The 26,600-nt window shown below is 71.6% G+C and carries 22 protein-coding genes, 1 tRNA gene and 1 pseudogene; 16 read left to right on the forward strand and 8 right to left on the reverse strand.

Annotated features, from left to right (window positions below; genetic code table 11):
- Positions 1-197 precede the first annotated feature (197 nt).
- From rarD to KGS77_RS19265, 6 genes are all read right to left on the reverse strand, one after another.
- Positions 198-1,196 (reverse strand): EamA family transporter RarD, encoded by a 999-nt coding sequence (rarD, locus tag KGS77_RS19240; protein WP_242583550.1) that lies wholly within the window; start codon positions 1,194-1,196, stop codon positions 198-200.
- A 187-nt stretch (positions 1,197-1,383) separates the two neighbouring features.
- Complete coding sequence (locus KGS77_RS19245; RefSeq protein ID WP_242583551.1) at positions 1,384-2,478, reverse strand: 2-oxoacid:ferredoxin oxidoreductase subunit beta; 1,095 nt, start codon at positions 2,476-2,478, stop codon at positions 1,384-1,386.
- Positions 2,471-4,423 (reverse strand): 2-oxoacid:acceptor oxidoreductase subunit alpha, encoded by a 1,953-nt coding sequence (locus tag KGS77_RS19250; RefSeq protein WP_242583552.1) that lies wholly within the window; start codon positions 4,421-4,423, stop codon positions 2,471-2,473. Before KGS77_RS19250 ends, KGS77_RS19245 begins: the two co-directional genes overlap by 8 nt.
- Before the next feature lie 299 nt (positions 4,424-4,722).
- The gene (locus KGS77_RS19255) at positions 4,723-5,382 is read right to left on the reverse strand and encodes a response regulator transcription factor (RefSeq protein ID WP_277994326.1); all 660 of its coding nucleotides are present in this window, start codon (positions 5,380-5,382) and stop codon (positions 4,723-4,725) included.
- A 594-nt stretch (positions 5,383-5,976) separates the two neighbouring features.
- On the reverse strand, positions 5,977-7,293 hold the full coding sequence (locus tag KGS77_RS19260; RefSeq protein WP_242583553.1) for a sensor histidine kinase: 1,317 nt from the start codon (positions 7,291-7,293) through the stop codon (positions 5,977-5,979).
- A 313-nt stretch (positions 7,294-7,606) separates the two neighbouring features.
- Complete coding sequence (locus KGS77_RS19265; protein ID WP_242583554.1) at positions 7,607-8,923, reverse strand: sensor histidine kinase; 1,317 nt, start codon at positions 8,921-8,923, stop codon at positions 7,607-7,609.
- Positions 8,924-9,263: 340 nt separating this feature from the next.
- On the opposite strand from KGS77_RS19265, the gene KGS77_RS19270 reads away from it, so the two are divergent.
- The 15 genes and pseudogenes from KGS77_RS19270 to KGS77_RS19340 all read left to right on the forward strand — a co-directional run bounded on the left by KGS77_RS19270 (position 9,264) and on the right by KGS77_RS19340 (position 24,706).
- On the forward strand, positions 9,264-10,067 hold the full coding sequence (locus KGS77_RS19270; RefSeq protein WP_242583555.1) for an EsaB/YukD family protein: 804 nt from the start codon (positions 9,264-9,266) through the stop codon (positions 10,065-10,067).
- Positions 9,950-10,795 (forward strand): secretion protein snm4, encoded by an 846-nt coding sequence (locus KGS77_RS19275; protein ID WP_242583556.1) that lies wholly within the window; start codon positions 9,950-9,952, stop codon positions 10,793-10,795. The genes KGS77_RS19270 and KGS77_RS19275 overlap by 118 nt, the downstream gene beginning before the upstream one ends.
- A gap of 423 nt (positions 10,796-11,218) precedes the next feature.
- Entirely contained in the window at positions 11,219-12,136 is a 918-nt protein-coding gene (locus tag KGS77_RS19280; protein ID WP_242583557.1) for a hypothetical protein, read from the forward strand.
- A 337-nt stretch (positions 12,137-12,473) separates the two neighbouring features.
- Positions 12,474-12,875, forward strand: coding sequence for an NADH-quinone oxidoreductase subunit A (locus tag KGS77_RS19285; RefSeq protein ID WP_242583558.1), 402 nt, complete (start codon positions 12,474-12,476; stop codon positions 12,873-12,875).
- Positions 12,876-12,946: 71 nt separating this feature from the next.
- Positions 12,947-13,714 carry an NADH-quinone oxidoreductase subunit B gene (locus tag KGS77_RS19290; protein WP_242583559.1) on the forward strand — a complete coding sequence of 256 codons (768 nt, stop codon included), beginning with the start codon at positions 12,947-12,949 and terminating at the stop codon, positions 13,712-13,714.
- Positions 13,711-14,979 carry an NADH-quinone oxidoreductase subunit C gene (locus KGS77_RS19295; RefSeq protein ID WP_242583560.1) on the forward strand — a complete coding sequence of 423 codons (1,269 nt, stop codon included), beginning with the start codon at positions 13,711-13,713 and terminating at the stop codon, positions 14,977-14,979. The genes KGS77_RS19290 and KGS77_RS19295 overlap by 4 nt, the downstream gene beginning before the upstream one ends.
- A complete protein-coding gene (locus KGS77_RS19300; protein WP_242583561.1) occupies positions 14,976-15,941 on the forward strand; it encodes a complex I subunit 1 family protein in 966 nt (321 codons plus the stop codon). Before KGS77_RS19295 ends, KGS77_RS19300 begins: the two co-directional genes overlap by 4 nt.
- Positions 15,941-16,633 carry an NADH-quinone oxidoreductase subunit I gene (locus KGS77_RS19305; RefSeq protein WP_242583562.1) on the forward strand — a complete coding sequence of 231 codons (693 nt, stop codon included), beginning with the start codon at positions 15,941-15,943 and terminating at the stop codon, positions 16,631-16,633. The genes KGS77_RS19300 and KGS77_RS19305 overlap by 1 nt, the downstream gene beginning before the upstream one ends.
- A pseudogene (locus KGS77_RS19310) lies at positions 16,630-17,178 on the forward strand (NADH-quinone oxidoreductase subunit J); the annotation flags it as partial. The gene KGS77_RS19305 and the pseudogene KGS77_RS19310, both read left to right, overlap by 4 nt.
- 175 nt (positions 17,179-17,353) lie before the next feature.
- Positions 17,354-17,785, forward strand: a complete 432-nt coding sequence (gene nuoK, locus KGS77_RS19315) for an NADH-quinone oxidoreductase subunit NuoK (protein ID WP_242583563.1) — start codon at positions 17,354-17,356, stop codon at positions 17,783-17,785.
- Complete coding sequence (locus tag KGS77_RS19320) at positions 17,782-19,782, forward strand: NADH-quinone oxidoreductase subunit L (RefSeq protein ID WP_242583564.1); 2,001 nt, start codon at positions 17,782-17,784, stop codon at positions 19,780-19,782. Before nuoK ends, KGS77_RS19320 begins: the two co-directional genes overlap by 4 nt.
- A gap of 179 nt (positions 19,783-19,961) precedes the next feature.
- Positions 19,962-21,656 (forward strand): NADH-quinone oxidoreductase subunit M, encoded by a 1,695-nt coding sequence (locus KGS77_RS19325; protein ID WP_242587564.1) that lies wholly within the window; start codon positions 19,962-19,964, stop codon positions 21,654-21,656.
- Positions 21,656-23,251, forward strand: a complete 1,596-nt coding sequence (locus tag KGS77_RS19330) for an NADH-quinone oxidoreductase subunit N (protein ID WP_242583565.1) — start codon at positions 21,656-21,658, stop codon at positions 23,249-23,251. Before KGS77_RS19325 ends, KGS77_RS19330 begins: the two co-directional genes overlap by 1 nt.
- Positions 23,252-23,453: 202 nt before the next feature.
- Complete coding sequence (gene htpX / locus KGS77_RS19335) at positions 23,454-24,317, forward strand: zinc metalloprotease HtpX (RefSeq protein ID WP_242583566.1); 864 nt, start codon at positions 23,454-23,456, stop codon at positions 24,315-24,317.
- Positions 24,314-24,706, forward strand: a complete 393-nt coding sequence (locus KGS77_RS19340) for a YccF domain-containing protein (protein WP_242583567.1) — start codon at positions 24,314-24,316, stop codon at positions 24,704-24,706. The genes htpX and KGS77_RS19340 overlap by 4 nt, the downstream gene beginning before the upstream one ends.
- Positions 24,707-24,900: 194 nt before the next feature.
- Here the strand turns inward: KGS77_RS19340 and KGS77_RS19345 are convergent, their stop codons facing one another.
- A complete protein-coding gene (locus KGS77_RS19345; RefSeq protein WP_242583568.1) occupies positions 24,901-25,389 on the reverse strand; it encodes a YajQ family cyclic di-GMP-binding protein in 489 nt (162 codons plus the stop codon).
- 186 nt (positions 25,390-25,575) lie between these two features.
- Between KGS77_RS19345 and KGS77_RS19350 the strand changes: the two genes are divergently transcribed.
- Positions 25,576-25,657, forward strand: a tRNA-Tyr gene (locus KGS77_RS19350).
- A gap of 158 nt (positions 25,658-25,815) precedes the next feature.
- Here the strand turns inward: KGS77_RS19350 and KGS77_RS19355 are convergent.
- Positions 25,816-26,481, reverse strand: coding sequence for an SDR family oxidoreductase (locus tag KGS77_RS19355; RefSeq protein ID WP_242583569.1), 666 nt, complete (start codon positions 26,479-26,481; stop codon positions 25,816-25,818).
- Between the last annotated feature and the right edge of the window lie 119 nt (positions 26,482-26,600).

Here is a 26,600-nt window from a genome sequence, read left to right on the forward strand (position 1 = left end):
GATATTCCGGTGTGGGGCGCGCGCATGACAAGAGAGAAACCGGACAGACGACGTCGCATATCGAGCGCAACCGAACGCGCCCGGGCGGTAATCGACACCCGGGCGGCCCCAGCCACCGGCTCCGCCCCTCGCCCCGGCCTCAGTTCCGGCCCCCGGGCCCGGCCTCCGCGGCCCCGAGCCCGGGCCCGGTCACCGGCTCACGGCTTGACGGGATCCAGGGCCGGTGCGGCCTCGGCGGTGGCGTCGTCCGCCACGGCCTTCCCGGTGGCGGCGGCGCGCGCCTGCGCCGCGACGGCGGCCAGTTCCGCCCGCCCGCGCCGGGCGGTCCGCAGCGCGTCCCAGGTCAGTACCGCCAGCGCCACCCATACGAGGGCGAAGCCCGCCCACCGCTCCGGCGGCATCTCCTCGTGGAAGACCAGCAGCCCCAGCACGAACTGGAAGGTCGGCGCGAGGTACTGCATCATCCCGAGCGTCGTCAGCGGCAGCCGTACCGCGGACGCCCCGAAGCAGATCAGCGGCAGCGCGGTGGCGATGCCGCAGCCGGCCAGCATCAGCGCCTGTCCCACGCCGCCGGTGGTGAAGCCGGACTCGCCCCGCGTACCGAGGTAGACCAGGAAGCCCAGCGCGGGGAGGAACTGGATCGCGGTCTCGGCGCTGAAGCCCTCGATGCCGTCGAGCTTGACGCCCTTCTTCAGCAGACCGTACGTGGCGAAGGTCAGCGCCAGCAGCAGCGCGATCCAGGGCACCTTGCCGTACGCGACGGTCATGACGGCCACGGCCAGCGTGCCCACGCCCACCGCCGTCCACTGCATCGGCCGCAGCCGCTCGCGCAGCACCAGAACGCCGAAGCCGATGCTGACCAGCGGGTTGATGAAGTAGCCGAGTGACGCCTCCAGGACGTGCCCGGAGTTGACCGCCCAGATGTAGATGAACCAGTTGACCGAGATGACCGTGGCGCACAGCAGGATGAGCCCCAGCCGCTTCGGCTCCCGCAGCAGTGGCCGTATCCAGGACCAGCGGCGGACGGCGGCCAGGATGATCACGGCCACCGGCAGCGACCACGCCATGCGGTGGGCCAGGATCTCCGAGGGCGCGGCGTCGGACAGCAGGTGCCAGTACAGGGGGAGCAGTCCCCACATGGTGTACGCGGTGAAGCCGTAGACGAGGCCCGTGCGCTGTTCGTTGTGCGGTTGCAAGGACCCGCCCTCCCCGTGGTTCTCGGTAGACGCTTCGAAAGGTAGCGCTCCGGAAGGCCGTCTGTCATGTCCGTCTTAAGTGACGGTAATGACGGGCCGGTCGTCGCAGGTGCGAACACGACGGAGCCCCGCACGGCACTGCCGTACGGGGCTCCGGAACGCGGCTCGGAGACAGGACTTCCGGCTTCTAGCCCACGACCGTCCAGGTGTCGTTGCCGGCGAGCAGCGAGGCCAGGTCGCCCTTGCCCTTCTGCTCGATGGCCGCGTCGAGCTGGTCGCTCATCTCGGCGTCGTACACCGGGCGGTCCACGCTGCGCAGCACGCCGATGGGCGTGTGGTGCAGGGTGTCGGGGTCGGCGAGCCGGGACAGCGCGAAGGCGGTGGTCGGCGAGGGGCTGTGGGCGTCGTGGACCAGTACGCCGGCGGTACCGTGCTCGGCCACGTCGATGATCTTGAGGTCACCGGTGGCCGGGTCGCGCACCACGCCCTTGGAGCCCAGGCCGTCCTCGGCGGGCGGGCCGAAGCGGATCGGCCGGCCGTGCTCCAGGCGGATGACGGCCTGCTCGGCCTGCTCCTTGTCCTTGAGCACCTCGAACGCGCCGTCGTTGAAGATGTTGCAGTTCTGGTAGATCTCCACCAGGGCCGTGCCGGGGTGGGCCGCCGCCTCGCGCAGCACGCTCGTCAGGTGCTTGCGGTCGGAGTCGACCGTACGGGCCACGAAGGACGCCTCGGCGCCGATCGCCAGCGAGACCGGGTTGAAGGGCGCGTCCAGCGAGCCCATCGGCGTCGACTTGGTGATCTTGCCGACCTCGGAGGTCGGGCTGTACTGCCCCTTGGTCAGGCCGTAGATCCGGTTGTTGAACAGCAGGATCTTGAGGTTGACGTTGCGGCGCAGGGCGTGGATGAGGTGGTTGCCGCCGATGGACAGCGCGTCGCCGTCACCGGTGACGACCCACACCGACAGGTCGCGGCGGGAGGAGGCGAGGCCGGTGGCGATGGCCGGGGCACGTCCGTGGATGGAGTGCATGCCATAGGTGTTCATGTAGTACGGGAACCGGGAGGAGCACCCGATGCCCGAGACGAAGACGATGTTCTCCTTCGCCAGGCCGAGCTCGGGCATGAAGCCCTGCACGGCGGCGAGGATGGCGTAATCACCGCAGCCGGGGCACCAGCGCACTTCCTGGTCGGACTTGAAGTCCTTCATGGACTGCTTGGCCTCGGCCTTGGGCACCAGGGAAAGCGCCTCGATCTGCGAGGTCCCTTCCGAGATCGTCTCAGTCATTGATGGCCTCCTTAAAGACCTCCGCAAGCTGCTCGGCCTTGAACGGCATCCCGCTGACCTGGGTGTGGGAGCGGGCGTCCACCAGGTACTTGGCTCGCAGCAGGGTCGCGAGCTGGCCGAGGTTCATCTCCGGCACGACCACCTTGTCGTAACGCGCCAGGATCTCGCCGAGATTCCGCGGGAAGGGGTTGAGGTGGCGCAGATGAGCCTGGGCGATCCGCTCGCCCGCGCCACGCACCCGGCGTACGGCCGCGGTGATCGGCCCGTACGTCGAACCCCAGCCCAGCACGAGCGTGGTGGCCTCGCCGGTGGGGTCCTCCACCTCGATGTCCGGCACCGCGATGCCGTCGACCTTCGCCTGGCGGGTGCGCACCATGAAGTCGTGGTTGGCCGGGTCGTAGGAGATGTTGCCGGTGCCGTCCTGCTTCTCGATGCCGCCGATGCGGTGCTCCAGGCCCGGCGTGCCCGGCACCGCCCACGGGCGGGCCAGGGTCTTGGGGTCACGCTTGTACGGCCAGAAGACCTCGGTGCCGTCCGCCAGCTCGTGGTTGAAGCCGGAGGCGAACTGCACGCGCAGGTCCGGCAGTTCGTCCATCTCGGGGATGCGCCAGGGCTCCGAGCCGTTGGCCAGGTAGCCGTCGGAGAGCAGGAAGACGGGGGTGCGGTAGGTGAGCGCGATACGGGCCGCGTCCAGCGCCGCGTCGAAGCAGTCGGCGGGGGTACGGGGCGCCACGATCGGCACCGGCGCCTCGCCGTTGCGCCCGTACATCGCCTGGAGCAGATCGGCCTGCTCGGTCTTGGTGGGCAGACCGGTGGAGGGGCCGCCGCGCTGGATGTCGACGATCAGCAGCGGCAGCTCCAGGGAGACGGCCAGGCCGATGGTCTCGGACTTCAGCGCCACACCGGGGCCGGAGGTGGTGGTCACCGCCAGTGCGCCGCCGAAGGCCGCGCCCAGCGCCGCGCCGATGCCGGCGATCTCGTCCTCGGCCTGGAAGGTCCGCACGCCGAAGTTCTTGTGCTTGGACAGCTCGTGCAGGATGTCCGAGGCCGGAGTGATCGGGTACGAGCCCAGGTACAGCGGCAGGTCCGCCTGCCGGCTCGCGGCGATCAGACCGTAGGACAGGGCGAGGTTGCCGGAGATGTTGCGGTACGTCCCCGTCGGGAAGGCGGCGGTGGCCGGCGCGACCTCGTAGGAGACCGCGAAGTCCTCGGTGGTCTCGCCGAAGTTCCAGCCCGCCCGGAAGGCCGCCACGTTCGCCTCGGCGATCTGCGGCTTCTTGGCGAACTTCGCCCGCAGGAACTTCTCCGTGCCCTCCGTCGGCCGGTGGTACATCCACGACAGCAGGCCCAGCGCGAACATGTTCTTGCTGCGCTCGGCCTCCTTGCGGGAGAGCCCGAAGTCCTTGAGCGCCTCGATCGTCAGCGTCGTCAGCGGCACCGGATGGACGTTGTACGCCTCCAGCGAGCCGTCCTCCAGCGGGCTGGTGGCATAGCCGACCTTCGCCATCGGGCGCTTGGTGAACTCGTCGGTGTTGACGATGATCTCCGCACCGCGCGGCACATCCGCCAGGTTCGCCTTCAGGGCGGCCGGGTTCATCGCCACCAGGACGTTCGGCGCGTCACCGGGGGTGAGGATGTCGTGGTCCGCGAAGTGGAGCTGGAAGCTGGAGACCCCGGGAAGGGTGCCGGCGGGGGCCCGGATCTCGGCGGGGAAGTTCGGCAGCGTCGACAGGTCGTTGCCGAACGACGCCGTCTCCGAGGTGAACCGGTCCCCTGTGAGCTGCATGCCGTCACCGGAGTCACCGGCGAACCGGATGATCACCCGGTCCAGGCGGCGGACCTCCTTGCCCTCACCGACCCCGCGCCCGCTGTCACCGGGAGCGGACCGCTCCCCGGCGAGCACTCCGTCGGCCTGCTCGGCTGCGCTACTGACCTGGCTGGTCACTGCTTCGGACCTCCCTTGAGGCGTGGGGCATCCCCGCCGTGGACAGGGGACGACTCAGGACGGGCCGTACCGACCGGTTGTCCCATGGCCATCGTACGTGGGTAAGGGTCCCCTTCCCTGGGTGGATCAGATGGTGGACGCAGGCGTGAGACGCCGCTGTGCCCTGGTTCGTCATGTTTAAACCGCCCCCCGGTGCCCTTTCTGTGTGACGCTCACTGCTCCGTCAATGGTTCTGGGCCCAAGGTCCCGGGCGCCCCCGGGACCACCCCCGGCCCCCTGCCCGACAAGCCGACGGAATGTCAGGACTTGAGATAGGTGAGTACGGCCAGGACCCGCCGGTGATCCCCGTCACTCTGCGACAGGCCCAGCTTGAGGAAGATGTTGCTGACGTGCTTCTCCACCGCACCGTCGCTCACCACCAACTGCCGCGCGACCGCGGAATTCGTCCGGCCCTCGGCCATCAGGCCCAGGACCTCCCGCTCACGCGGGGTGAGGTGGGCCAGGACGTCCTGTTTGCGGCTGCGTCCGAGCAACTGTGCGACGACCTCGGGATCGAGCGCGGTGCCGCCCTCGGCCACCCGGACCACCGCATCGACGAACTCACGCACTTCGGCTACCCGGTCCTTGAGGAGATAGCCGACGCCGCGTGTCGAACCGGCCAGCAATTCCGTCGCGTACTGCTCCTCCACGTACTGGGACAGCACCAGCACCCCCAGCTCCGGGTGGTCCCGGCGCAGCCGCACTGCGGCCCGTACCCCCTCGTCGGTGTGCGTCGGCGGCATCCGTACGTCCGCCACCACCACGTCCGGCAACGCGCCCTCGTCCGCCAGTTCCCCGATGACCTTGATCAGCGTGTCGCCGTCGCCCACACCCGCCACGACTTCGTGCCCACGGTCGGTCAGCAACCGTGTCAGCCCCTCCCGAAGCAGCACCGAATCCTCGGCGATGACCACCCGCACCCTGTCCTCCACGACTCTGAAGCCCCCCACGATCCGAAGTCCCCACCCACCCTGTGTCCCCCCAGCATCCCAGCATCCGGTTCCGACCGCGCCCGACCGCCCACAACAGAGACATTCCCCTCCGCCCGGCCCGTCCTCCTCCCGCGCTGCCTGGCCCCCTTCCGCACGGGTGCGGACACGGAGAACGGGCGGGTACATGGGCGCGAGTGCGTGCCGGGGCTGAATGGCCGGGCGTCCGGCCGGCCGGTGACTGAGCGGTCGGGAGTCCGGGTGGTCGGCTGGCCGGTTACGTCGGCTGGGCGTACGGATGGGGGCCGGTTACGCCGGGTGGCTGGTGGGCTGGTTGGCCGGGTGGTCGGCCAGCCGGCGGCTGGATCGGTGAGCGCGGGGCGTGGGCTGGTGGACCGGTGGCGGGTGTGAGTACGGGTCAGGAAGGACGTCGGTGCGGTGGGTGCTTACGGGTGCCGGCGAAAGTGGGGGCGACGGTGTGGGAGTGGGGTGGTGTGGGTGTGGGGGTGGTGAGGGTGCTGGTTGGGAGTCGGGTGGATGGGACGGCGTACGGATGGGGGTCGGTGGGCCGGGGCCGGCGCGGGGTCAGACGCGCCAGGGGAGCTCGGCGGTTATCGCGGTGGGGCCGCCGGCCGGGGAGTCGATGACCAGGAGCCCGTCCACGGAGTCCAGCCGTTCGGCGAGTCCGGCCAGTCCGCTGCCGCTCTCCGCACCGGCGCCGCCCCGGCCGTTGTCCGTGACCAGGAGCGTGATCCGGTCCTCCGACCGCCACACGTCCACGGTCGCGCTGGTCGCCTGTGCATGCTTGGAGATGTTCTGGAGCAGTTCGGAGACCGTGAAGTAGGCGATGCCCTCGATCGCCGCGGCGGGCCGCTCGGGCAGGTCCACGGTGACCTGGACGGGGACCGTGCAGCGGGCGGCCAGCGCGGAGAGCGCGGGCCCCAGGCCCCGGTCCGTGAGTATGGCCGGGTGGATACCGCGGGCCAGGTCGCGCAGTTCCTGAAGGGCCGTCTTCACCTCGCCGTGCGCCTCGTCCACCATCTTCGCCGCGGCCTGCGGGTCCTGCGCCAGCTTCTCCTTGGCGAGCCCGAGGTCCATCGCGAGCGTCACGAGCCGGGCCTGTGCCCCGTCGTGCAGGTCGCGCTCTATACGGCGCAGGTCGGCGGCGGCGGTGTCCACGACGACCCCGCGGTCCGACTCCAGTTCCGAGACCCGGCTGGCCAGGACGGAGGGTCCCAGCAGCCCATGGACCAGGAGGCGGTCCACGTACGTCAGCCCGTGGATCACCCAGGGCCCGGCCAGGACGATCAGCAGACCGATCCCGCTGGTGAGCGCCACCTCGAACGGCGTGTCCAGGTAGAAGCTGTTGCCCGCCGTGCCGTCCCCCCATATCTGGATGCCGGGCTGGTCACCGTAGGCGGGCAGCGTCCACTTCCACAGCGGGTAGGCCAGCAGCGCCCAGCCCACCGACCAGAAGGTCAGCGAGAAGACGAAGGCGAAGAGCGCCCAGGGGAAGTGGAGCAGACAGTAGAGGAGATGCCGCCAGGAGGCACCGCTCTTCAAGACCGCGCCGACCCAGCTCATCAGGCTCTGCTTGACGGGCCGTACGGCCTGCGGGGCGGCCACGTCCTCATCGAGCAGGGCACGGGCCCGTACGCGCTCCAGGGCACCCAGGCCGCGGCAGCCGACCAGCCCCGCCGCCAGCACCGGGATACCGATGAAGGTGACCAGCAGGCCCGCACTGAGCGATATCGTCAGCAGGGCGAACGTGAACATCACTATGGCCAGCGGAAGGCTGAGGAAGAGGTAGAGGAACTCCCGCCAGATGCGTCCCGAGAACGGGGCGCGCAGCCCTACGGGCACCCGGGAGGGCTGAGGCGGGGAGGCGTGCGCGATGTCCATCGTCTCGTCGTCCGATCTGCCAGTTCTCTGCGGGACGCGTCCCGTGCGTCCCCGTGTTTCAAGCTTCCGCCGCCGACGACGCCCGCACCATGAGGGAAAACGCAGTCTTCGGGTGGGGTTTTCCCCACCCTGGGACCTGGGAGCTCTCCCCGCGACCCTTCCCTGCGCCCCATCCGGTGGGCCCCCTGTGGGCTCGCCTCCAGCCGTGAAAACACCGAGGGCCTGCGCGCCATACGCGCGCAGGCCCTCTCGGTTTCTCTTCCCCGGCCCGGCTCTGCCCGGCCCCGGCTCCGGTGCCGGCCTCAGGCGGCGGTCAGGCGCCCGTCCGCCTGCGCCACGGCAGTTCGGCCGTCACCAGCGTCGGCCCGCCCGTGGGGGAGTCGAGCACGAAGAGCCCGTCCACCGCCCCCAGCCGCTCCGCGAGCCCGGACAGCCCGCTGCCTCCGTCCAGCCGCGCGCCGCCCCGCCCGTCGTCCCGTACCTGGATCAGCAGCCGGCCCTTGGCCCGCCACACCTCGACGGAGGCGGAACGCGCCCCGCTGTGCTTGGAGACGTTCTGAAGCAGCTCGGAGACGGTGAAGTACGCGCTGCCCTCGATGGCCGCCGCCGGCCGTTCGGCCAGGTCGACCGAGACCTCGACCGGTACGGTGCAGCGGCCGGCCAGCGAGGTCAGCGCGGGCCCCAGGCCCCGGTCTGTCAGGATGGCCGGGTGGATGCCGCGGGCGAGGTCCCGCAGCTCCTGAAGGGCGAGCTTGACCTCGCCGTGCGCCTCGTCGACCATCTTCGCCGCCGCGTCCGGGTCTTCGAGGAGCTTCTCCTTCGCCAGGCCGAGTCCCATCGCGAGCGCCACGAGCCGGGCCTGCGCTCCGTCGTGCAGGTCGCGCTCGATGCGCCGCAGGTCGGCGGCGGCGGTGTCCACGACGACCCCGCGGTCCGACTCTAGCTCGGCGATCCGCCGCTCCAACTCGTCCGAGGGCGACAGAAGGCCGCGCACCATCGCCCGGTCCACGTTCGCCATCCCCCGTGCCAGCCACGGCAATACCGGCCACAGCAGGAGGAGTGAGACGAGCGTGACGACGAAGGTGAAAATGGCCCAAGGGAGACGGATCATTGCGTACAGGGCGTGCCGCCAGCCGACCGGGTCCTTCAGGCCCGCCCACAACCAGGGGAAGAAGCCGGGCTCCCGGGCCCGCAGCTTGCTGGGCTCCTCCACCCGTACCCGCAGCAGCGTCCGCGCCCGGGCCCGCTCCAGCTTCCCGTACTGCCGGCACGCCATCAGCCCCGTCGCCAGCAACGGCAGACCGACGACGGTGACGGAGAGCCCCAGCCCGGCGACGAGCCAGACCACGACCACGACGAACCCGGGGATGTTCACCAAGAAGTTCAGCAGCAGGTGGCTGATCTCGCGCCAGGTCCCACCGGTGAGCGCGAGCCGCGGCGGCGGCAGGACACCGTCGTCGTCGGCACCGGTTTCGGTACCGGCTTCGGCGGTGGCGTCGGAAGCGGCGTCGCGAATGCCGTCGGGCTTCGCGCTCTCGGCGTTCTTCATGGAGCCGTCCGGGACGTACGGTGCCGCGCCCGCGTCCTCGTACGGGGTGGCGGTCGCGGCGGGGTCGGGACGTACGGTCATGTGCCTCAGCTTGCCGGGCGCTGACCGCCGTGACCATGGGGCACGTAGGTGCGCGGGGGTGGGGTTTCCCCTACCTTCTCAGAACGCTTCGCGGCCGGGACAGTGCCCCCGTGTGCGGGAGCACGGTAGCGCGTGGAGCGGGAGGGTGCGGAGCGTCCGCGGGAGTGGACAGGCCGCGTGCCGGGAGCCGTAGGGTGATGCGGCGCAGGGTACGGGGAGAGTGAGGGACGATGGCTCGGAGGTGCGGCGGCCGGTTTCCGCAGTCGGACGACGGCCGGTTCGCGCGATCGGTTCCGGTGCGGTTCCGGTGGCGGGACGCGTCGGCATGGTGAGTACGGACGTGGACACGGGCACGGGCACGGGAATGGGCGCGGACGCGGACATGGGTACGGACATGGGCGCGGGCACGGGTACGGACCGGCGGGCCGCGCTGAGCCGGGTGGTCCTGGTCGGGGAACGGCGGCGGACCGACCTCGTACTGCCCGCCCATGAGCCCCTCGGCGTGCTGCTGCCCGACCTCCTGCGGCTGCTCGGCGCCCCGGCGGACAGCGGCTCGCTGCCGTGGCAGTTGGTCTCCTCGGACGGCGCGGTGCTGGCGCGGGACGACTCGCTCGCGTCCGCGAAGGTGCCCGACGGGACCGAACTGCGGCTCGTCAGGGGAGTGCAGCCGCTCGTACCCCCCGCGTCCGCCGAGCCCGCCATGTCGCTCGATGACGCCGCGTCGCCCGAGCCCGCCTCAGCGGCCCCGCACGCCGGCCGGTGGTGGGGCGAGCGCAGCCGGGCGTGGACGGCGGTTATGGCGAGCGTGCTGCTCTCCCTGTACGCCGGGGTGCTCGCGGGCGAGTGGTTCGGGCCCGGGCGGACCGCCCTGTGGTTCGGCGTCGCCGCGGTGCTCGCCGCGGTTGCTGCCCTGGTCGCGGGCATGGCCAGGAGAACGGCAGCCGGGACCGTGGGGACAGCCGGGACCGTGGGGACAGCCGGGACCGCGGGGACAGCCGGGACCGCGGGGGCGCGCCGACAGACCCGGTGGCGGGCGGCGCGTCGGACACCGGCGCATCGCCGCGTACGGCCCTGTTGCTGCTGGCCGGCAGCTTCGGCGTCAGCGCCTCCTGGCATGCCGCTCCGGCCGGCGCCGCCCGGGTGACGGCCGTCGGACTGACCGTCGCGGCCGTACTCGCCCTGCTCGGGCTCCGTACGGGACCGCTCCGCGGCGGCCTCGTCGGCGCCGCCGTGGTCACGCTCGGGGCGTGTGCCTGGGGGCTGGCGCTGACCCTGACCACGCCCGCTCATACGGGCGTCGCTCTCGGCCTCGTGTCCGCCCTCGTACTGGGCCGGCTGCCGCGGCTCGCCCTGATGGCGGCCGGTCTGACCCGGCTGGACGACCGGCGTGCGGGCCGGACGCCGGCCGGCAGGCACGGGGTGGCGACCGCCCTGGGCTCGACCCACCGCATTCTGGCGCCGGCCACGGTGGCGGTGGCATTCTCGGCGGGCGCGGCGGGGATCCTCGCGGTGCGTACGCCCGACGCCTGGTCGGTGGCCGCGGCGGTGCTGCTGTGCGTGGTGCTGTTCTCGCGGGCCCGCGCGTACCCGCTGGCCGTCGAGGTGCTGGCGGTGCTGGCGGCCGGTACGGCGGTGGGCCTGCGGGTGCTGGTGCTGTGGGCGACCGACGGCGGCGGCCCGGCGGGTGCGCTGCCGGTCCTGGGCGCGCTGGCGGTGCTGCCGCTCGCGGTGCTCTTCGTACGGCCGCCGGAGCGGGTACGGGAACGCCTGCGCCGGCTGATGAACCTGGTCGAATCGGTCGGTGTGCTGGCGTTGATCCCGGTCGCCGTTGGGGCGTTCGGGTGGTACGGCCAACTGCTGCACGCCTTCTGACCGCATCCGATCACGTTCTGAAAGAGAAGGGGCAGCGTAGCGATCATGTCGGCACAGGGATCAGCTTCGGCACCGATGCCGGAAGCAGCACCGGGGTCCTCACCGGAACCGGAACCGGGGCTGGCGTCGGAGTCGGCGTCGGTGCCGGCCGCCGCACCCACGCCCGCGCCCGGCCCCGCGTACCCGCCCCGGCCTGACTACGCGCCCGCGTCGGCCCCGGCCCCCGCTCCGGCCGTCCCGTCCCCGGCCTCACCTGTAGCCCCAACCCCCGCCCCGGCGGCTGCCCCCACTGCCCCCACTGTCTCCACTGCACCCACCCCACCCGCCCCACCCGCCCCACCCGCGCGAGGCCGCTACGGCAGGCCGCGCCTGCCCGCGCGCACCCCCGTCTCCGTACCGCTGCTGCCGCCCGAACTGACCGCCGTGCAGCCCAAGCCCCGGCACGGCGACCCCGTCGCGCGGCGCGCCGGCCGGGCGCTGCGCCGGATGTTCGCCTCGTCCGCGGCGGCCGACACGGACGCCGTGACACGGGCCGCGTACGCCATTCAGCAGCCGGTCGCCACCGGCCGGCAGATCGCCGTGTCCAGCATCCGTGGCGGCGCGGGCAAGTCCACCGTCGCCGCCCTTCTTGCCCTCACATACGCGCACTACCGCGCCGACCCCGTGCTCGCCCTGGAGGCGGACCCGGCGCTGGGCACACTGCCGCACCGGCTCGGCGTACGGGAGGTGCGCTGGTCGAGCAGCGATCTGGCGCAGATCGTCGACCCGTCCATGCTGATCACCGATCTGACCGGGTATCTGCTGCCCTTCGCCGGCGGCGGCTGGCTGCTGCCCGGAAGCCAGGGCGCCATCGGCACCCGGCTGGACATCGACACGTACCGCATCGTGATGACGTCCCTGCGGCGCTACTTCGCGACCACGGTCGTGGACTGCGAGACGCTGCCCGCCGAGGTGGCACGTGCCGCGCTGGTCACCACGCAGGCCCGGGTGCTGGTCGCCCCGGCGACCGCCGAGGGCGTGGCGTCCACCCGGTCGGTGCTGGAGTGGATGGGCGGACTGCACCGGAGCATGCTGCCGACGACGGTGGTCGTGGTCACCCAGGCGTCCCCCGACACGGCCGTCGGCATACGTGATGCCGTGGCCCATCTGGGGGTCGGCGGCGCGGCGGTGCTCTCGCTGCCGTACGACCGCCATCTGGCGGCCGGCGGCGCGATCCGTACGGAGCTGCTGGGCGAGCGGACGCTGACGGCGGCGGCGCGGATCGCGGCCGAGGTGATGGACCGGGCGGTCTCGCGTGAGCCGGGCCGGCAGCGTACGGCGGCGGGTGACGCGGGCTCATAAGACTGCACCGCCGGCCGCACATGACCGGCCGCATAACCGACTGCACAGCCGGCCGCATAACCGTACGAATCGCATGACCCGCCCGTCCGCCGTGTGGCGTCCGCGCCCTTCCCGTATGCCGTCCGTGCCTTCCCTGCGGGCGTACCTGCGCGCCCTCCCCACGCAAGGGGCGAAGCCGGGACATCCTTGGCCGTGGCGTGACACGACTGCTCGCTGTGGCCGGGGCAGGGCCTAGACTCCCGTGGGTACAGATCGTCGAAGTCGTTGAACCGTCGTTGAACGCGAGCAGTCAACGCGCGAGCAGTCAACGCGAACAGTCAGGGAGCGAGGGGCGGACGTGCCGGACGCGACCGTACGCACCATCAGCGCCGCGGACTACTTCCAGGGCTACTCGGTCGTCGGGCTCATCGCCGTGATCGGTGTGCTCTTCGTCGCCGTGGCCTTCGGTGCCGGGCGACTGCTGCGGCCCGTGGTGCCCACGCCCGAGAAGCTGCTCACCTATGAGTGCGGAGTGGACCCGGTCGGCGAGGGCTGGGCGCACACCCAGGTCCGCTACTACGTCTACGCCTTCTTGTACGTCGTCTTCGCCGTCGACTCGATCTTCCTGTTCCCCTGGGCCACGATCTTCGCCGCCCCCGGCTTCGGCGGTGTCACGCTGGTGGAGATGTTCGTCTTCCTCGGCTTCCTCGCCATCGGCCTGCTCTACGCATGGAAGAAGGGCGTCCTGGAATGGACGTGACGCGCACCGCCTCGAACGCGGCACAGCCGACGAACGCGACGCAAAGGACGAACGCGACCAGCGGAACGCAGATGAACGCAACGGACGCGAGTACGAGGACGGACCTTCCCGAGCCCCGGCGCCTGGGCACGCTCGCCCGGCTGGCGCCCGAGCCGATGAAGGTGGTCCTGAACTGGGGCCGCCGCTACAGCCTGTGGGTCTTCAACTTCGGGCTGGCCTGCTGCGCCATCGAATTCATCGCCGCCTCCATGGCGCGCCACGACTTCATCCGGCTCGGCGTCATCCCCTTCGCGCCCGGCCCGCGCCAGGCCGACCTGATGATCGTCTCCGGCACGGTCACGGACAAGATGGCCCCTGCCGTCAAGCGCCTGTACGAGCAGATGCCCGAGCCGAAGTACGTGATCTCCTTCGGCGCCTGCTCCAACTGCGGCGGCCCGTACTGGGACTCGTACGCGGTCACCAAGGGCGTCGACCAGATCATTCCGGTCGATGTCTACGTACCGGGCTGTCCGCCCCGGCCCGAAGCCCTCCTCCAGGGCATCCTCAAGCTCCAGGAGAAGATCGCCCGGGAGTCGCTGGGGGAGCGCTACGGCAACAACACCAACACCAACACCAGCACCAGCAACGGCGCCGGTAACAGTGACAACGGTGACAACAGCGGCAACGGCCGCGGCAGCAGTGGCAGAAGCAGTGTCGGGGCGCTGCGCAGCGGGCTGGTGACGCCCCCTCCGCCGCCCTCGCCCGCCAACGGGCGGCCGGAATCCACGGGACAGCCGGAGTCCACCGGGCAGCCGGAGCCCGCCGGCCTCACGGATCCGAAGGGAGCGCCCGACCAGTGACCGAACAGCCCCAGGACGCGGCCACCCCGGACGAACCGCCGCAGGCACCGCCCGTCGGCTGGCTGCCACGCGCCGCCTCCGAGCTCTTCGGCACCGGTGCGACCGCCGAGGACGCGTACGGCCTGCTCACCGTCGACGTCCCGGCCGACGCCTGGATCGAGGCCCTGACCGTGGCCCGGGACGAACTCGGCTGCACCTACTTCGACTGGCTCAGCGCGGTCGACGAGCCCGGCACCGGCTTCCGGGTCTGCGCGCACGTCGCCGCCCTCTCGCGGCCGGGCGCGGACTCCGGCACGGAGGCCGGCGTCGGTACGGGTTCCGGCCCGGCGGCGGCCGGGGCGTCGGTGCGGCGTCTCCTCGTCCGTACGACCGTTCCGTACGAGGCTGCCGCACTGCCCACCGCCGTCGGGGTCTACGCGGGCGCGGCCTGGCACGAGCGCGAGACGCACGAGATGTTCGGCGTGGACTTCACCGGCCACCCCCACCTCGTACCGCTGCTGCTTCCCGAGAACTTCGAGGGCCACCCGCTGCGCAAGGACTTCGTACTGGCGGCGCGGGTCGCCAAGGCGTGGCCGGGGGCGAAGGAGCCCGGTGAATCCGAGCACGGTGGGCCGAAGCGCCGTCAGATGCTGCCGCCGGGCGTTCCGGACCCGAACGACTGGGGTCCGATGAAGGGACAGCTTCCGCCGGCACCGGCCCGTCCGGCCCGTGGAGCGCGTGCGGCGGGTGCGGGTGCGGGTGCCGGTGCCGGTGCCGCGGGGGCGGGCGACCGGCCCGTACGGCGTACGCGTACGGCGGGTGCGGGATCCGCGAGCCAGCGGGCCACGACCGGAGCCGAAGCCGGGGGCGGGACCGGAACCGGAGCTGGAACTGGAACAGGAACGGGAGCCGAAGCGTCGGAGCGTCCGGTACGTCCCGCGCGCCGGACCCGCAGTGTGAGTCAGGGCTCTGCCAGCCAGCGCGCCGCGGCTGCGGCCGAGGCCGAGCAGTCGCCTTCGGCTCCTGACGCGCCCAGCCGGCGCGCTTCGGACGCTCCTTGGCACCACGCCCGGCCGGCCTTCGAGGACTCCACGGAGAGCCCGGAGAGCCCGAAGACCACGGAGACCACGGAAAAGACGACCGACCGGGCCACCGAACCCGACGCCCCGAAGTCGGCCGCCGCCCCGAAGCCGGAAGCCACCAAAGCCACCGAAGACGCCCAAGCCACCAAAGACGCCCCGCAGCCCCCCGACGCCCCGAAGACAGGAGGCGAGAAGACCTCATGAGCGACGCACTGGACATCGCCCTGCGCCTGATCGCCGTCTTCGTCGTCTTCCTGGTCTTCCCGCTGGTCATCGGCCAGACCGAGCACAAGGTCATGGCCCATATGCAGGGCCGTCTCGGCCCCATGTACGCCGGTGGCTTCCACGGCTGGGCCCAGCTCGTCGCCGACGGTGTGAAGTTCGCGCAGAAGGAAGACATCGTTCCGGCCGGTGCCGACCGCCGGATCTTCCAGCTCGCCCCGGCCGTGGCGCTGCTCCCGTACCTGCTGGTCCTGGTCGCCATCCCGATCGGCCCGCACAACGCCGTGGGCCAGGCCCTGGACGCGGGCATCTTCTTCGTGCTCGCCGTGATGGGCGTCGGTGTCCTCGGCTCCCTCATGGCGGGCTGGGCCTCGGCCAACAAGTTCTCGCTGCTGGGCGGTCTGCGTACGGCCGCGCAGCTCATGGCGTACGAGCTGCCGATGCTGCTCACCGCGGCCTCCGTCGCGATGGCCGCCGGCACCCTCTCCCTGCCCGGCATCCTGGACGCCTTCCACTGGTGGTGGGTGCCGTGGCAGATCGTCGGCGGGCTGGTCTTCTTCACGGCCGGGCTCGCCGAACTCCAGCGACCGCCGTTCGACATGCCGGTCGCCGACTCCGAGATCATCTTCGGTGCGTACACCGAGTACACCGGCCTGCGCTTCGCGCTCTTCCTGCTCGCCGAGTACGCCGGAATCGTCGTCCTGTGCGCCCTGACCTCGGTCCTCTTCCTGGGCGGCTGGCACGGTCCCTTCGGCGCCGACGGCCTCGGCTGGCTGTGGATGCTCCTGAAGACGGCCGTCCTCGCCTTCGGCGTCATCTGGCTGCGGGTCAGCTACCCGCGGCTGCGTGAGGACCAGCTCCAGAAGCTGGCCTGGACGGTTCTGATCCCGCTCGCTCTCGCCCAGATCGCCCTCACCGGCGTCGTCAAGGTGGTGATCTCGTAATGGGCATCCCCGGAAGCGGACTCGCCAAGGGCCTGGCCGTCACCCTTCGTACGATGACGAAGCGCTCGGTCACCGAGCAGTACCCGGACGTCCAGCCCGACCTGGCGCCACGCACCCGTGGCGTCATCGGGCTGTTCGAGGAGAACTGCACGGTCTGCATGCTGTGCGCGCGCGAGTGCCCGGACTGGTGCATCTACATCGACTCCCACAAGGAGACGGTGCCGCCCGCCGCCCCCGGGGGCCGCGAGCGCAGCCGTAACGTCCTGGACCGTTTCGCCATCGATTTCGCGCTGTGCATGTACTGCGGGATCTGCATCGAGGTGTGTCCTTTCGACGCGCTCTTCTGGTCCCCGGAGTTCGAGTACGCGGAGACCGACATCCACGATCTGACCCACGAGCGCGACAAGCTGCGCGAGTGGATGTGGACGGTGCCCGAGCCGCCCGCCCTGGACCCGTCGGCCGAGGAGCCCAAGGAGATCGCCGCCGCCCGCAAGGCCGCGGACAAACTCGCCGCCCAGGAAGCAGCCGAACTGGCGGCCGGACAGGCCGCCGAGCTGCCCGCCGGACAAGCCACCGGACAAGCCACCGGGCAAACACCCGGACAGGCAGCCAGCGGGCAACCCGAAGCCCAGCCCACACCACCATCCTCACCGCAGCAGACCGCACCCCAGCCCCCCGAGGAGGAAGCGTGACGCTCGCCGCCGCCGCAACAGCAGCAGCAAGCCACAGCCACGGCTTCCTTTCGCCCACCGGTGTCGAGATCGCCTTCCTGCTCGTCGGCATCGTCACCTTGGGCGCCGCCGTCGTCACCGTCACCACCAAGCAGCTCGTGCACGCCGCCCTGTGGCTGGTCGTGGCGCTCGGCGGCATCGCCGTCGAGTACCTGCTGCTGACCGCCGAATTCATCGCCTGGGTGCAGGTGCTGATCTACGTCGGTTCCGTCGTCGTCCTCATCCTGTTCGGGCTGATGCTCACCAAGGCGCCCATCGGCCGCTCCCCGGACGCCGATTCGGGCAACCGCTGGGCCGCCCTCGCCGTGGCCCTGGCCTCCGCCGCAGCCCTGGTGTGGGTCGTCGCCGACGCGTTCCGTACGACATGGATCAACCTGGACGGCGCCGTCCAGGGCTCCTCCGAGGTGTCCGGCCGCAGCCTCTTCCAGCACTGGGTGCTCCCCTTCGAGGCGCTGTCCGTATTGCTGCTCGCCGCCCTCGTCGGCGCGATCGTCCTGTCCCGCAAACACGGCACCGGCGACGGCCGCGGCACGGCCCACGGCAAGGCGGCGTCCCGCCGGGCCGCACCCGACGCGCCCCGGACGGCCGCCCCGACAGGCCCCGCCGCCCCGCCCGCGCCGGTGGCGCCGGCGGGGGTCCGGCCCGTGACGCGCTCCGCCGGACCGGAGAGGACCCGCGCTGATGCACCTCGCCTACCCCGCCGTTCTCGCCGTCCTCCTCTTCTGCGTCGGCCTGTACGGCGTCCTCGCCCGCCGCAACGCGATCCTGGTCCTGATGTCCGTCGAGCTGATGCTCAACGCCGTCAACCTCAACCTCGTCGCCTTCGACGTCTGGCTGCGCGACAAGCTCCACGCGGGCCAGGCGCTGACCCTGTTCACCATCGCCGTGGCCGCCGCCGAGATCGGCATCGGTCTGGCGATCGTCCTGCTCGTCCACCGCAACCGCGGCACCTCCGACGTCGACAGGCTCCGTGACCTGTCCGAAGCCACGGCCGACAGCACCAGCGGCCCCGGGGGTCCCGGCAGTATTGACGACACCGACGGCACGAACGACGCCCGGCCGGGAACCGGCCCGGGGCACCAGCGCGACCAGCAGGCGGAGGCCGCCGCGTGACGACCACGACCACCGCCCTCCTCGTCCCCCTGCTGCCCTTCCTCGGGGCCGCCGCGGGCCTCTTCCTCGGCCGCCGCGCACCCGGCTTCGTACGCCCGCTGGCCGTACTGCCGACGCTGGCCGCGACCGCCCTTGCCGTCGTCGTGGCCGTCGCGCAGGGCGGCGGTCCGGCGATCGACGCCGCCACCCAGCTCACCCCGACCGGCTCGGTACCGGTCGAACTGGCCCTGCACCTGGACGGCTTCGCCGCCCTGGCCGCCGTACTCGTCGGCGTCGTGGCCTGCTGTGTGCAGATCTACTCCACCGGCTATCTGCGCACCGACCCGCGCTACCCCTCCTACGCCGCCCTGGTGTCCCTGTTCACCTCCGCGATGCTGCTGGTCGTCTACTCCGGCGATCTGATGGTGCTGCTGGTCGGCTGGGAGATCATGGGCATCTGCTCGTACTTCCTGGTCGGCCACTACTGGGAGACCGAAGCCGCGCGCGCCGCCTCCCTCAAGGCGTTCCTGGTCACCAAGCTCGGCGACGTCCCCTTCCTGTTCGGCATCTTCGCGCTGGCCGCCGACGCCGGAACCTTCCGTATCACCGGCATCCTGAAGGCCGTCGCCACCGGCGGCCTGGACCACCCCACTCTCGTCGCGCTCCTGCTGCTGGCCGGCGTCGCGGGCAAGTCCGCGCAGTTCCCGCTGCACACCTGGCTCCCCGACGCGATGGCCGGCCCGACCCCGGTCTCGGCCCTCATCCACGCCGCCACGATGGTCGCGGCCGGTGTCTACTTCGTCGCCCGGCTCCTCCCCGTCTTCGCCGCCTCCGCGGCGGCCCTGGTCGTCCTCGCCGTCATGGCCGCCGTGACCATGCTCGGCTCCGCCCTCGCCGCACTGGCCCAGGACGACATCAAGCGCGTCCTGGCCTATTCGACGGTCGGCCAGCTCGGCTACATGACCGGCGCGCTGGCCGTCGGCGACCGCGGTGCCGCCGTCTTCCACCTCCTGTCGCACGGTGCCTTCAAGGCCCTCCTCTTCCTCGGCGCCGGCGTGATCATCCACGCCGCCGGCACCAACTCGCTCGCCGCGATGTCCCGTATGACCGGCCTGGCCCGGCGCATCCCCGACGCCTTCTGGACGATGACGGTCGCGCTCCTCGCGCTCGCCGCCGTCCCGCCGTTCGCCGGCTTCTTCTCCAAGGAAGCCGTCCTGGGTGCCGCCGAGCACGCCGCCACCGGTGACGGGCACGGCGTCCCCGGCGCCGCCGGCTGGACCGTCCTGATCGCCGGCCTGCTCACCGCCCTCCTCACCGCCGCCTACGCGACCCGGCTGTGGCTGCTCGCCTTCCGCGGCAAGGGCGCCGGACCCGCCCCCGACCACGGCAGGCAGCCGCTGGTCATGAACGCCGTGCTGTGGGTCCTGTTCGTCCCCACCGCCGCGCTCGGCCTGGCCACCCCCTTCCTCCCCGACTGGTTCGACGGCCGCTCCCTCACCCCGACCGCCACCACCTCCGTCCTGGGCACCGGACTCGCCCTCGTCGGCATCCTGATCACGTACGGGGCCTGGCGGCACACCACCGCGCTCGCCGCCCGTACCCCCATCGGCGCGGTCGCCGTCACCCCGGACGCCGCCCCCGCGGTCTCCGAGGAACAGGCCATCGCCACACGCCCCGCGGCCTACGGCGACAACGCCGACGCCCCCGACCCCGCGGACCCGGGCCGCCTCCTCCTCGGCCCGCTGCACCGCCACGCGGCCACCGGCTTCCACCTCGACGCCCTCTACAGCGCGCTGTTCGTACGGCCCGTACGCGCCGCTGCCGGGCTCGTCCGCTTCCTGGACCGCGAGGTCGTCGAGACCTACGTCCGTGGCGCGGCCACCGCCCCCCGCTGGCTGGGCGCGGCCGTCAGGCGCGCACAGACCGGGAACGTCCAGACCTACCTCGGCGCACTGCTCGCCGGCTCGCTCGTCCTGGCCGTCGCAGCCGTCCTCCTCTCCACGGCCACGGGAGCCTGACCGTGCCGTACCCGCCGCCGTACACGCAGCGCACGCCGCACCCGCCGTCCGCACACCCCACGCCGTACCCGCCGTACACGCCCGGGGAAAGCGCCCCGCACCACCAGCCGACACCCCTCGTGGCCTGGCTCGCCGGAGCCGAACCCCGCAGGAGGGCCTGACCCGTGAATCACACCGCTATGCAACTGCTCCTCGCGGGCATCGTCGTCCTCCCCCTCCTGGGCGCGGTCGCGGCCCTCTTCCCGGCCCGCCCCGCGCCCGGCCACGACCCCGACCGTGGCTCCGGCCGCGAGCCCCGTCCTGACTCCGGCCGTACGGTGCTGCGCCTGGGCGCCGTCCTCACCGCAGTCGTCCTGGCCGCGGCCATCACCCTGGCCGCCGGTTTCGACCACGACCACCCGGCCAGGATGCAGGCCACCACCGACATCAGTTGGATCCCGGCGCTGGACATCCGCATCCATCTCGGCATCGACGGCATCTCGCTCCCCCTTCTCGTCCTGACCGCGCTGCTGACCTTCCTCTGCGCGCTCTACAGTTGCTTCCACATGCCCAAGGGCCCGTCCCCCAGGGCATTCGTCGCCCTGCTGCTCGTCCTGGAATCCGGCACCCTCGCCACCTTCGCCGTCCTGGACCTCGTGCTCTTCTTCCTCGCCTTCGAGATGGTCCTCATCCCGATGTACTTCCTCATCGCCCGCTGGGGTGGCGCCCAACGCGAGCGGGCCGCCTGGAAGTTCATCCTCTACACGCTGCTCGGCTCCGTCGTGATGCTGCTCGGCCTCCTCCTCATCGGCTTGAAATCCGGCACCTTCGACATGGTGGCACTCGCCACTGACAACGGCCCGAAATCCCAGCTCAGCCACACGATTCAGCTTCTGGCGGTGCTCGCCGTCGGCATCGGACTCGCCGTCAAGGCCCCGATGTGGCCGCTGCACAGTTGGCTGCCCGACGCCCACACCGCCGCCCCCACCGTCGGCTCCGTGCTGCTGGCCGGCGTCCTGCTGAAGATGGGCACGTACGGATTCGTACGCATCGCGCTGCCCCTCGCGCCCGACGGCATGCACACCTTCGCGCCCTACCTCGCGGCCTTCGCCGCCGTGGGCATCGTCTACGGATCGCTCGCCTGCCTGGCCCTGGCCCGCAGGGGCGCCAAGGGCGACCTCAAGCGCCTGATCGCGTACAGCTCCGTCGGCCACATGGGCTTCGTCCTGCTCGGCATCGCGACGATGACCCCCACCGGCGTCAACGGCGCCCTCTTCGCCAACATCGCCCATGGCCTGATCACCGGACTGCTCTTCTTCCTGGTCGGCGCGCTCAAGGACCGTTACGGCACCAGCGACCTCGACCAGCTCGCGGGCGGCACGGCCGGCACCGGCGCGGCCCTGTACGGCAGGGCGCCGCGGCTCGGCGGCCTGCTGGCCTTCGGGGCCGTCGCCTCGCTCGGCCTGCCCGGACTCGCCGGATTCTGGGGCGAGATGCTCACCATGTTCGGAGCGTTCCGGCCCGCGGCGGGACTCAGCCGCCCCGCCTTCCTGACGTTCATGGCCCTGGCGGGCCTGGGCACCCTGCTGACCGCCGCGTACCTGCTGGTCGTCGTACGGCGCGTCTGCATGGGCAGCACGCCCCCGCAGGAACCGGCGGGCGCGGAGGAACCCGCAGCGGCCCCGCAGGGACCCGCATCGCCCCCGAAGGAACCCGCAGCGGCCCCGAGGCACCCCGCAGCCGCGTCGGCCCTCACCATCCCCGACATCGCCCCGTACGAATACGCGGCCTGGTCCCCCCTCGCCGCCCTCACCGTCCTCGCCGGCCTGTGGCCCGCGGCCCTCCTCGGCCTCACCGACCCGGCCGTCCAGCAGCTCCTCGGAGGCGGTAAGTGATGAGTACGACCGGTTCCCTGGTCCAGTCCGTCGACTGGCTCGCCATCGCCCCGCCCACCATCACCGCCGTCGTCGCGCTCGCCGTCCTGGTCGCCGACCTCTTCCTCCCCGAGGCCAGGAAACCCCTGCTGGGCGTGGTCGCGACGGCCGGCCTGGCCCTCGCCGCGCTCAGCCTCCTCCCACTCCTGTCCGGGGACCGCCGTACGTTCTGCCTCACCGCGAAACCCGAGGTCTGCAGTTACACCGCCGACCATTTCGCCCTGATCGTGCAGTTCCTGGTGCTCGGGGGTGCCCTGCTGACCGCCCTGCTGTCCATCGACCCCATCAAGGACCACCGGCTGCCCACAGGGGAGTTCTGGTTCCTGCTGCTCTCCTCGGCGGCCGGCGCCGCGCTGCTGCCCGCCTCCCGCGACCTGGCGACCCTCGTCATCGCCCTGGAGGTCGCCTCGCTGCCCGCCTTCGCGCTCGTAGGGATCAAGCGGGAAAACCGGCTCTCCTCCGAGGCGGCCCTGAAATTCTTCCTCTCCTCCGTGGCCGCCACCGCGGTCATGCTGCTGGGCGTCAGCTTCGTGTACGCGGCCACCGGCAGCCTCCACCTCTCCCAGGTGGCGCACGCCCTCACCCGCCTGCCCGACCCCCAACTGGCCACCCTCGCCTCCGCGGGCGTCGCCCTGACCCTGGTCGGCTTCGCCTTCAAGACCGCCGCCGTGCCCTTCCACTTCTGGGTACCGGACACCTACGTGGGCGCGCCGCTGCCCGTCGCCGCCTACCTGTCCGTGGTCGGCAAGGCCGCCGGCTTCTCCGGCCTGATCCTCGTCACGGTCCAGGGCTTCCCCTCCTACGCGCACATCTGGGGCCCCGCCCTGGCGGTCCTGGCCGCGCTCACCATGACCGCGGGCAACGTTGCCGCGCTGCGCCAGCGCCCCGGCCGCGCGCACAGCGCCGTACGCCTGCTGGCCTGGTCCTCCGTGGCGCAGGCCGGCTACCTCTTGGTCCCGATCGCCGCCGCCGGGTACGCCGGGAACCCGGCACACGCCATCGGCTCCACCGTCGCCTACGCCCTGATGTACGCGGCCGTGAACCTCGGCGCCTTCGCCGTGGCCGCCCTCGTGGCCCGTACGAGCCCGCTCAACCGCCTGGAGGACTACCGCGGCCTGTCCGCGCGCCGCCCCCTGACCGCGCTCGCCCTCGGCTTCTTCCTGCTGTGCCTGGCGGGTCTGCCGCCGGGCGTGATCGGGCTGTTCGCCAAGGTCACGGTCTTCTCGGCGGCCGTGGACGCCGGGCTGGCCTGGCTCGCCGTCGTCATGGCCGTCAACGTGGTGATCGCGCTGTACTACTACCTCCAGTGGACGGCGCTCCTCTTCCGCCCGGCGGCCGGTGCCGCAGAGACGGCCACTGCCGGGCAGACCCCTGGCGCTCCCGGGCAGACCCCTGGCGCTCCCGGGCAGCTTCCTGCCGTGCGGCCCGCCACCGAGCACCGCCCCAAGATCCCGACACCCCTGGCCGCCGCCATCGCGCTCGCCGCCGTCCTGGGCATCGCCCTGTCCGGAGCCCCCCAACTCGTCCTGCGCTTCGCCTCAGGAGCCCTCCTGTAACGCTTCACCCCCGTCGGCCGCACGCGCACCACACGCCACATCACTCGTACGGGCGTACGCCTCCTCGGCGTGCGCCCACGTGCCGCCCGCGTGCACAAGGGAACTAGCTCCCGCCATCTGGCGTTGACCAGTAAGGGAGAGTCCACTGAAAAGTGGACGTACCAAGAGAGGTTCCCCTGCCGCACCACTTGGAGGGCGTACCGTGCACCGCCGGCACAACGGGCTCAGGACCGCCGTACTCCTCGGGGGACTGTCCGCACTCATCATCGTCATCGGTGGCCTCTTCGGCCGTACCGGACTGATCATCGCGGTCCTCGTGGCACTGGGCACCAACGCCTACGCCTACTGGAACAGCGACAAACTGGCGCTCAAGGCCATGCGCGCCCGCCCCGTCAGCGAATTCCAGGCACCCCAGCTCTACCGCATGGTCCGCGAGCTCTCCACGGCCGCCCGCCAGCCCATGCCCCGCCTCTACATCTCACCCACCCAGGCCCCCAACGCCTTCGCCACCGGCCGCAACCCGCGCAACGCCGCCGTCTGCTGCACCGACGGCATCCTCCAGCTCCTGGACGAGCGGGAACTGCGCGGCGTCATCGGCCACGAACTCAGCCACGTCTACAACCGCGACATCCTCATCTCCTCCGTGGCGGGGGCGCTCGCCTCGGTCGTGATGTTCCTGGTGAACTTCGCCTGGCTGATTCCCATAGGCCGCTCGGACGACGACGAGGGCCCCGGCATCCTGGGCATGCTCCTGATCATGATCCTCGGCCCGGTGGCGGCCTCGCTCATCCAGTTGGCCGTCAGCCGCTCCCGTGAGTACGAGGCCGACGCCTCCGGGGCCCAGCTCACCGGCGACCCGCTGGCCCTCGCCTCGGCCCTGCGCAAACTGGAGGCCGGTACGAGCCGGCTCCCGCTGCCGCCCGAACCACGCCTCGAGACGGCCAGCCACATGATGATCGCCAACCCGTTCCGCGCGGGTGAGGGGATGGCGAAGCTCTTCTCGACGCACCCGCCGATGCGAGAACGCATCACCCGACTGGAGCAGATGGCAGGCTATCGCCCGTGAAAACGATCCTGAACCTCATCTGGCTGGTGCTCTCCGGCTTCTGGCTCTTCCTCGGTTACGCCCTGGCGGGCCTGGTGATGTGCATCCTCGTCATCACCATCCCGTGGGGCATAGCGGCCTTCCGTATCGGCGTGTACGCCCTGTGGCCCTTCGGCTATACGACCGTCGAACGCCGCGACGCCGGCGCGGCCTCCTGCGCCGGCAACGTCATCTGGCTCGTTCTGGCGGGCTGGTGGCTGGCGCTGGGCCACATCGTCACCGGCCTCCTGCTGTGCGTGACGATCATCGGCATCCCCTTCGGCATCGCCAACTTCAAGCTGATCCCGGTCTCCCTCGTCCCCCTCGGCCGCGAAATCGTCCGCACCGACGAACCCTTCGCCGCCCGCTGACCCCACTCGCCGCCCCCACTCACCACCCCACCGCCGACTCCCCTCGGGCCCCCACCCGGCCCCAGCCCCCGGCCGGGTCCCGGCAGACCCCGAAAAGCCGACGAGGCGGCACGCCGCAGCGCCCGCCCCGCCCGTCCGGCAACCGCCGAACCGTGTTCCTCAAATGTGCTGATCCTTAAAGCCGGAACCGCCCACTACCGGTAGTTCACGAACTGGATCGCAAAGTCCAGGTCCTTGCCCTTCAGGAGCTGCTGCACCGCCTGGAGGTCGTCCCGGCTCTTGGAGCTGACCCGCAGCTCATCGCCCTGCACCTGCGCCTTGACGCCCTTCGGGCCCTCGTCGCGGATGATCTTGGCGACCTTCTTGGCGTTCTCCTGCGAGATGCCCTCCTGGATGGAGGCGAAGATCTTGTACTCCTTGCCGGAGGGCTGCGGCTCACCCGCCTCCAGCGCCTTCAGCGAGATCCCGCGCTTGACCAGCTTGGACTGGAAGATGTCGAGGACAGCCTTCACCCGCTCCTCGGCGTTGGCCCGCATCTCGATCTTCTCGCCCGACCACGCGATCGACGCGCCCACGCCCTTGAAGTCATAGCGCTGCGAGATCTCCTTGGCGGCCTGGTTGAGGGCGTTGTCGACCTCCTGCCGCTCGACCTTCGAGACGATGTCGAAACTGGAGTCGGCCATCTTGAGTTGGCTCCTCGTACGTAGATCCGTCAGGGGTACGGCCCATCTGGGACCGCCCCGCAAGCCTAGCCACCTCCCCGTGATCAAGCCGTGAACAACCGAGTGGCGAACCACCCCCAGCCATCGGGTATGGTTTACGTCGTTGCCACGGAGCACCGCACAGCGGATCTTCTGGCAGCCATCCCAGGCGGTGTGCCCGAGCGGCCAAAGGGAGCAGACTGTAAATCTGCCGGCTCAGCCTTCCCAGGTTCGAATCCTGGCGCCGCCACAGGAGAGAAAACGGCTCCTGATCTGCATTCATGCAGATCAGGAGCCGTTTTGTTGTGTTTTCGGCGGCTTGGCTGCTGCCGCGTCCCCGTCCCGTCCCCCGTCCTCCGCCCCACGTTGCGCGGGGCGGAGGACGGGCTGCTCGTTCGGTGGTCCTCGTCAGTCCGGCGTCGTGGCGGCTCCCACCGCGTCTTCGACGGGTGTGGCGCCGGTGATGAGTTCCAGGGTGCGGCCGGCCGTGGCCGGTTCGCGGAGGAGGGCGGCCAGGACGGCTGCCACGTCGTCGCGGGGGACCTCGCCGCGGCCGGTGGCCGGGGCGAGGTTCACGCGGCCGGTGCCGGGGGCGTCGGTCAGGCGGCCGGGGCGCAGGATCGTCCAGTCCAGGCCGGTGGTGGCCCGTACGTGGGCGTCCGCGGCGCCCTTCGCGCGCAGGTAGGCGGCGAAGACCGGGTCGGTGTCCGCCGGCGGCTCGCTGTCGGCGCCCATCGACGAGACCATCAGGAAGCGCCGGGCGCCGGCCGCCTCTGCCGCGTCCGTGAACAGGGCCGCGGCGTCGCGGTCCACGGTCGCCTTGCGTTCGATGCCGCTGCCCGGGCCCGCGCCTGCCGCGAAGACCGCGGCGTCGGCGCCTTCCAGGTGGCGTACGACGTCCTTCAGGGAGGCCGCCTCCAGGTCGCAGACGACCGGTTCGGCTCCCGCGGCCAGCAGGTCGCCGGCCTGTTCGGGCCGGCGGATGATGCCGGCGACTTCGTCCCCGCGCCCGGCGAGCAGCCGCTCCAGCCGAAGCGCGATCTGTCCATGTCCTCCTGCGATGACAATGCGCATGATCCCGACCGTACGCCCATGCGGCGCCGGCCACCGCCGGGGCGGCGTGAACGGGACGGGAAGAGCGGGGGAGGGGGAGAGGGTAGGGGAGGGGGAGAGGGGGAAAGGGGAGGGGAAGA

Origin of the sequence: Streptomyces sp. MST-110588 (genome assembly GCF_022695595.1) — a bacterium.
GTDB lineage: Bacteria > Actinomycetota > Actinomycetes > Streptomycetales > Streptomycetaceae > Streptomyces.

Excerpts from the sequence above, each read along its gene's own strand:
- KGS77_RS19245 (WP_242583551.1), bottom strand. The coding sequence starts at position 2,478 with ATGACTGAGACGATCTCGGAAGGGACCTCGCAGATCGAGGCGCTTTCC.
- KGS77_RS19325 (WP_242587564.1), top strand. The coding sequence starts at position 19,962 with ATGCAACTGCTCCTCGCGGGCATCGTCGTCCTCCCCCTCCTGGGCGCG.
- KGS77_RS19305 (WP_242583562.1), top strand. The coding sequence starts at position 15,941 with ATGGGCATCCCCGGAAGCGGACTCGCCAAGGGCCTGGCCGTCACCCTT.
- nuoK (WP_242583563.1), top strand. The coding sequence starts at position 17,354 with ATGCACCTCGCCTACCCCGCCGTTCTCGCCGTCCTCCTCTTCTGCGTC.
- KGS77_RS19290 (WP_242583559.1), top strand. The coding sequence starts at position 12,947 with ATGAACGCAACGGACGCGAGTACGAGGACGGACCTTCCCGAGCCCCGG.
- KGS77_RS19330 (WP_242583565.1), top strand. The coding sequence starts at position 21,656 with ATGAGTACGACCGGTTCCCTGGTCCAGTCCGTCGACTGGCTCGCCATC.
- KGS77_RS19345 (WP_242583568.1), bottom strand. The coding sequence starts at position 25,389 with ATGGCCGACTCCAGTTTCGACATCGTCTCGAAGGTCGAGCGGCAGGAG.
- KGS77_RS19355 (WP_242583569.1), bottom strand. The coding sequence starts at position 26,481 with ATGCGCATTGTCATCGCAGGAGGACATGGACAGATCGCGCTTCGGCTG.
- KGS77_RS19300 (WP_242583561.1), top strand. The coding sequence starts at position 14,976 with ATGAGCGACGCACTGGACATCGCCCTGCGCCTGATCGCCGTCTTCGTC.
- KGS77_RS19260 (WP_242583553.1), bottom strand. The coding sequence starts at position 7,293 with ATGGACATCGCGCACGCCTCCCCGCCTCAGCCCTCCCGGGTGCCCGTA.
- KGS77_RS19265 (WP_242583554.1), bottom strand. The coding sequence starts at position 8,923 with ATGACCGTACGTCCCGACCCCGCCGCGACCGCCACCCCGTACGAGGAC.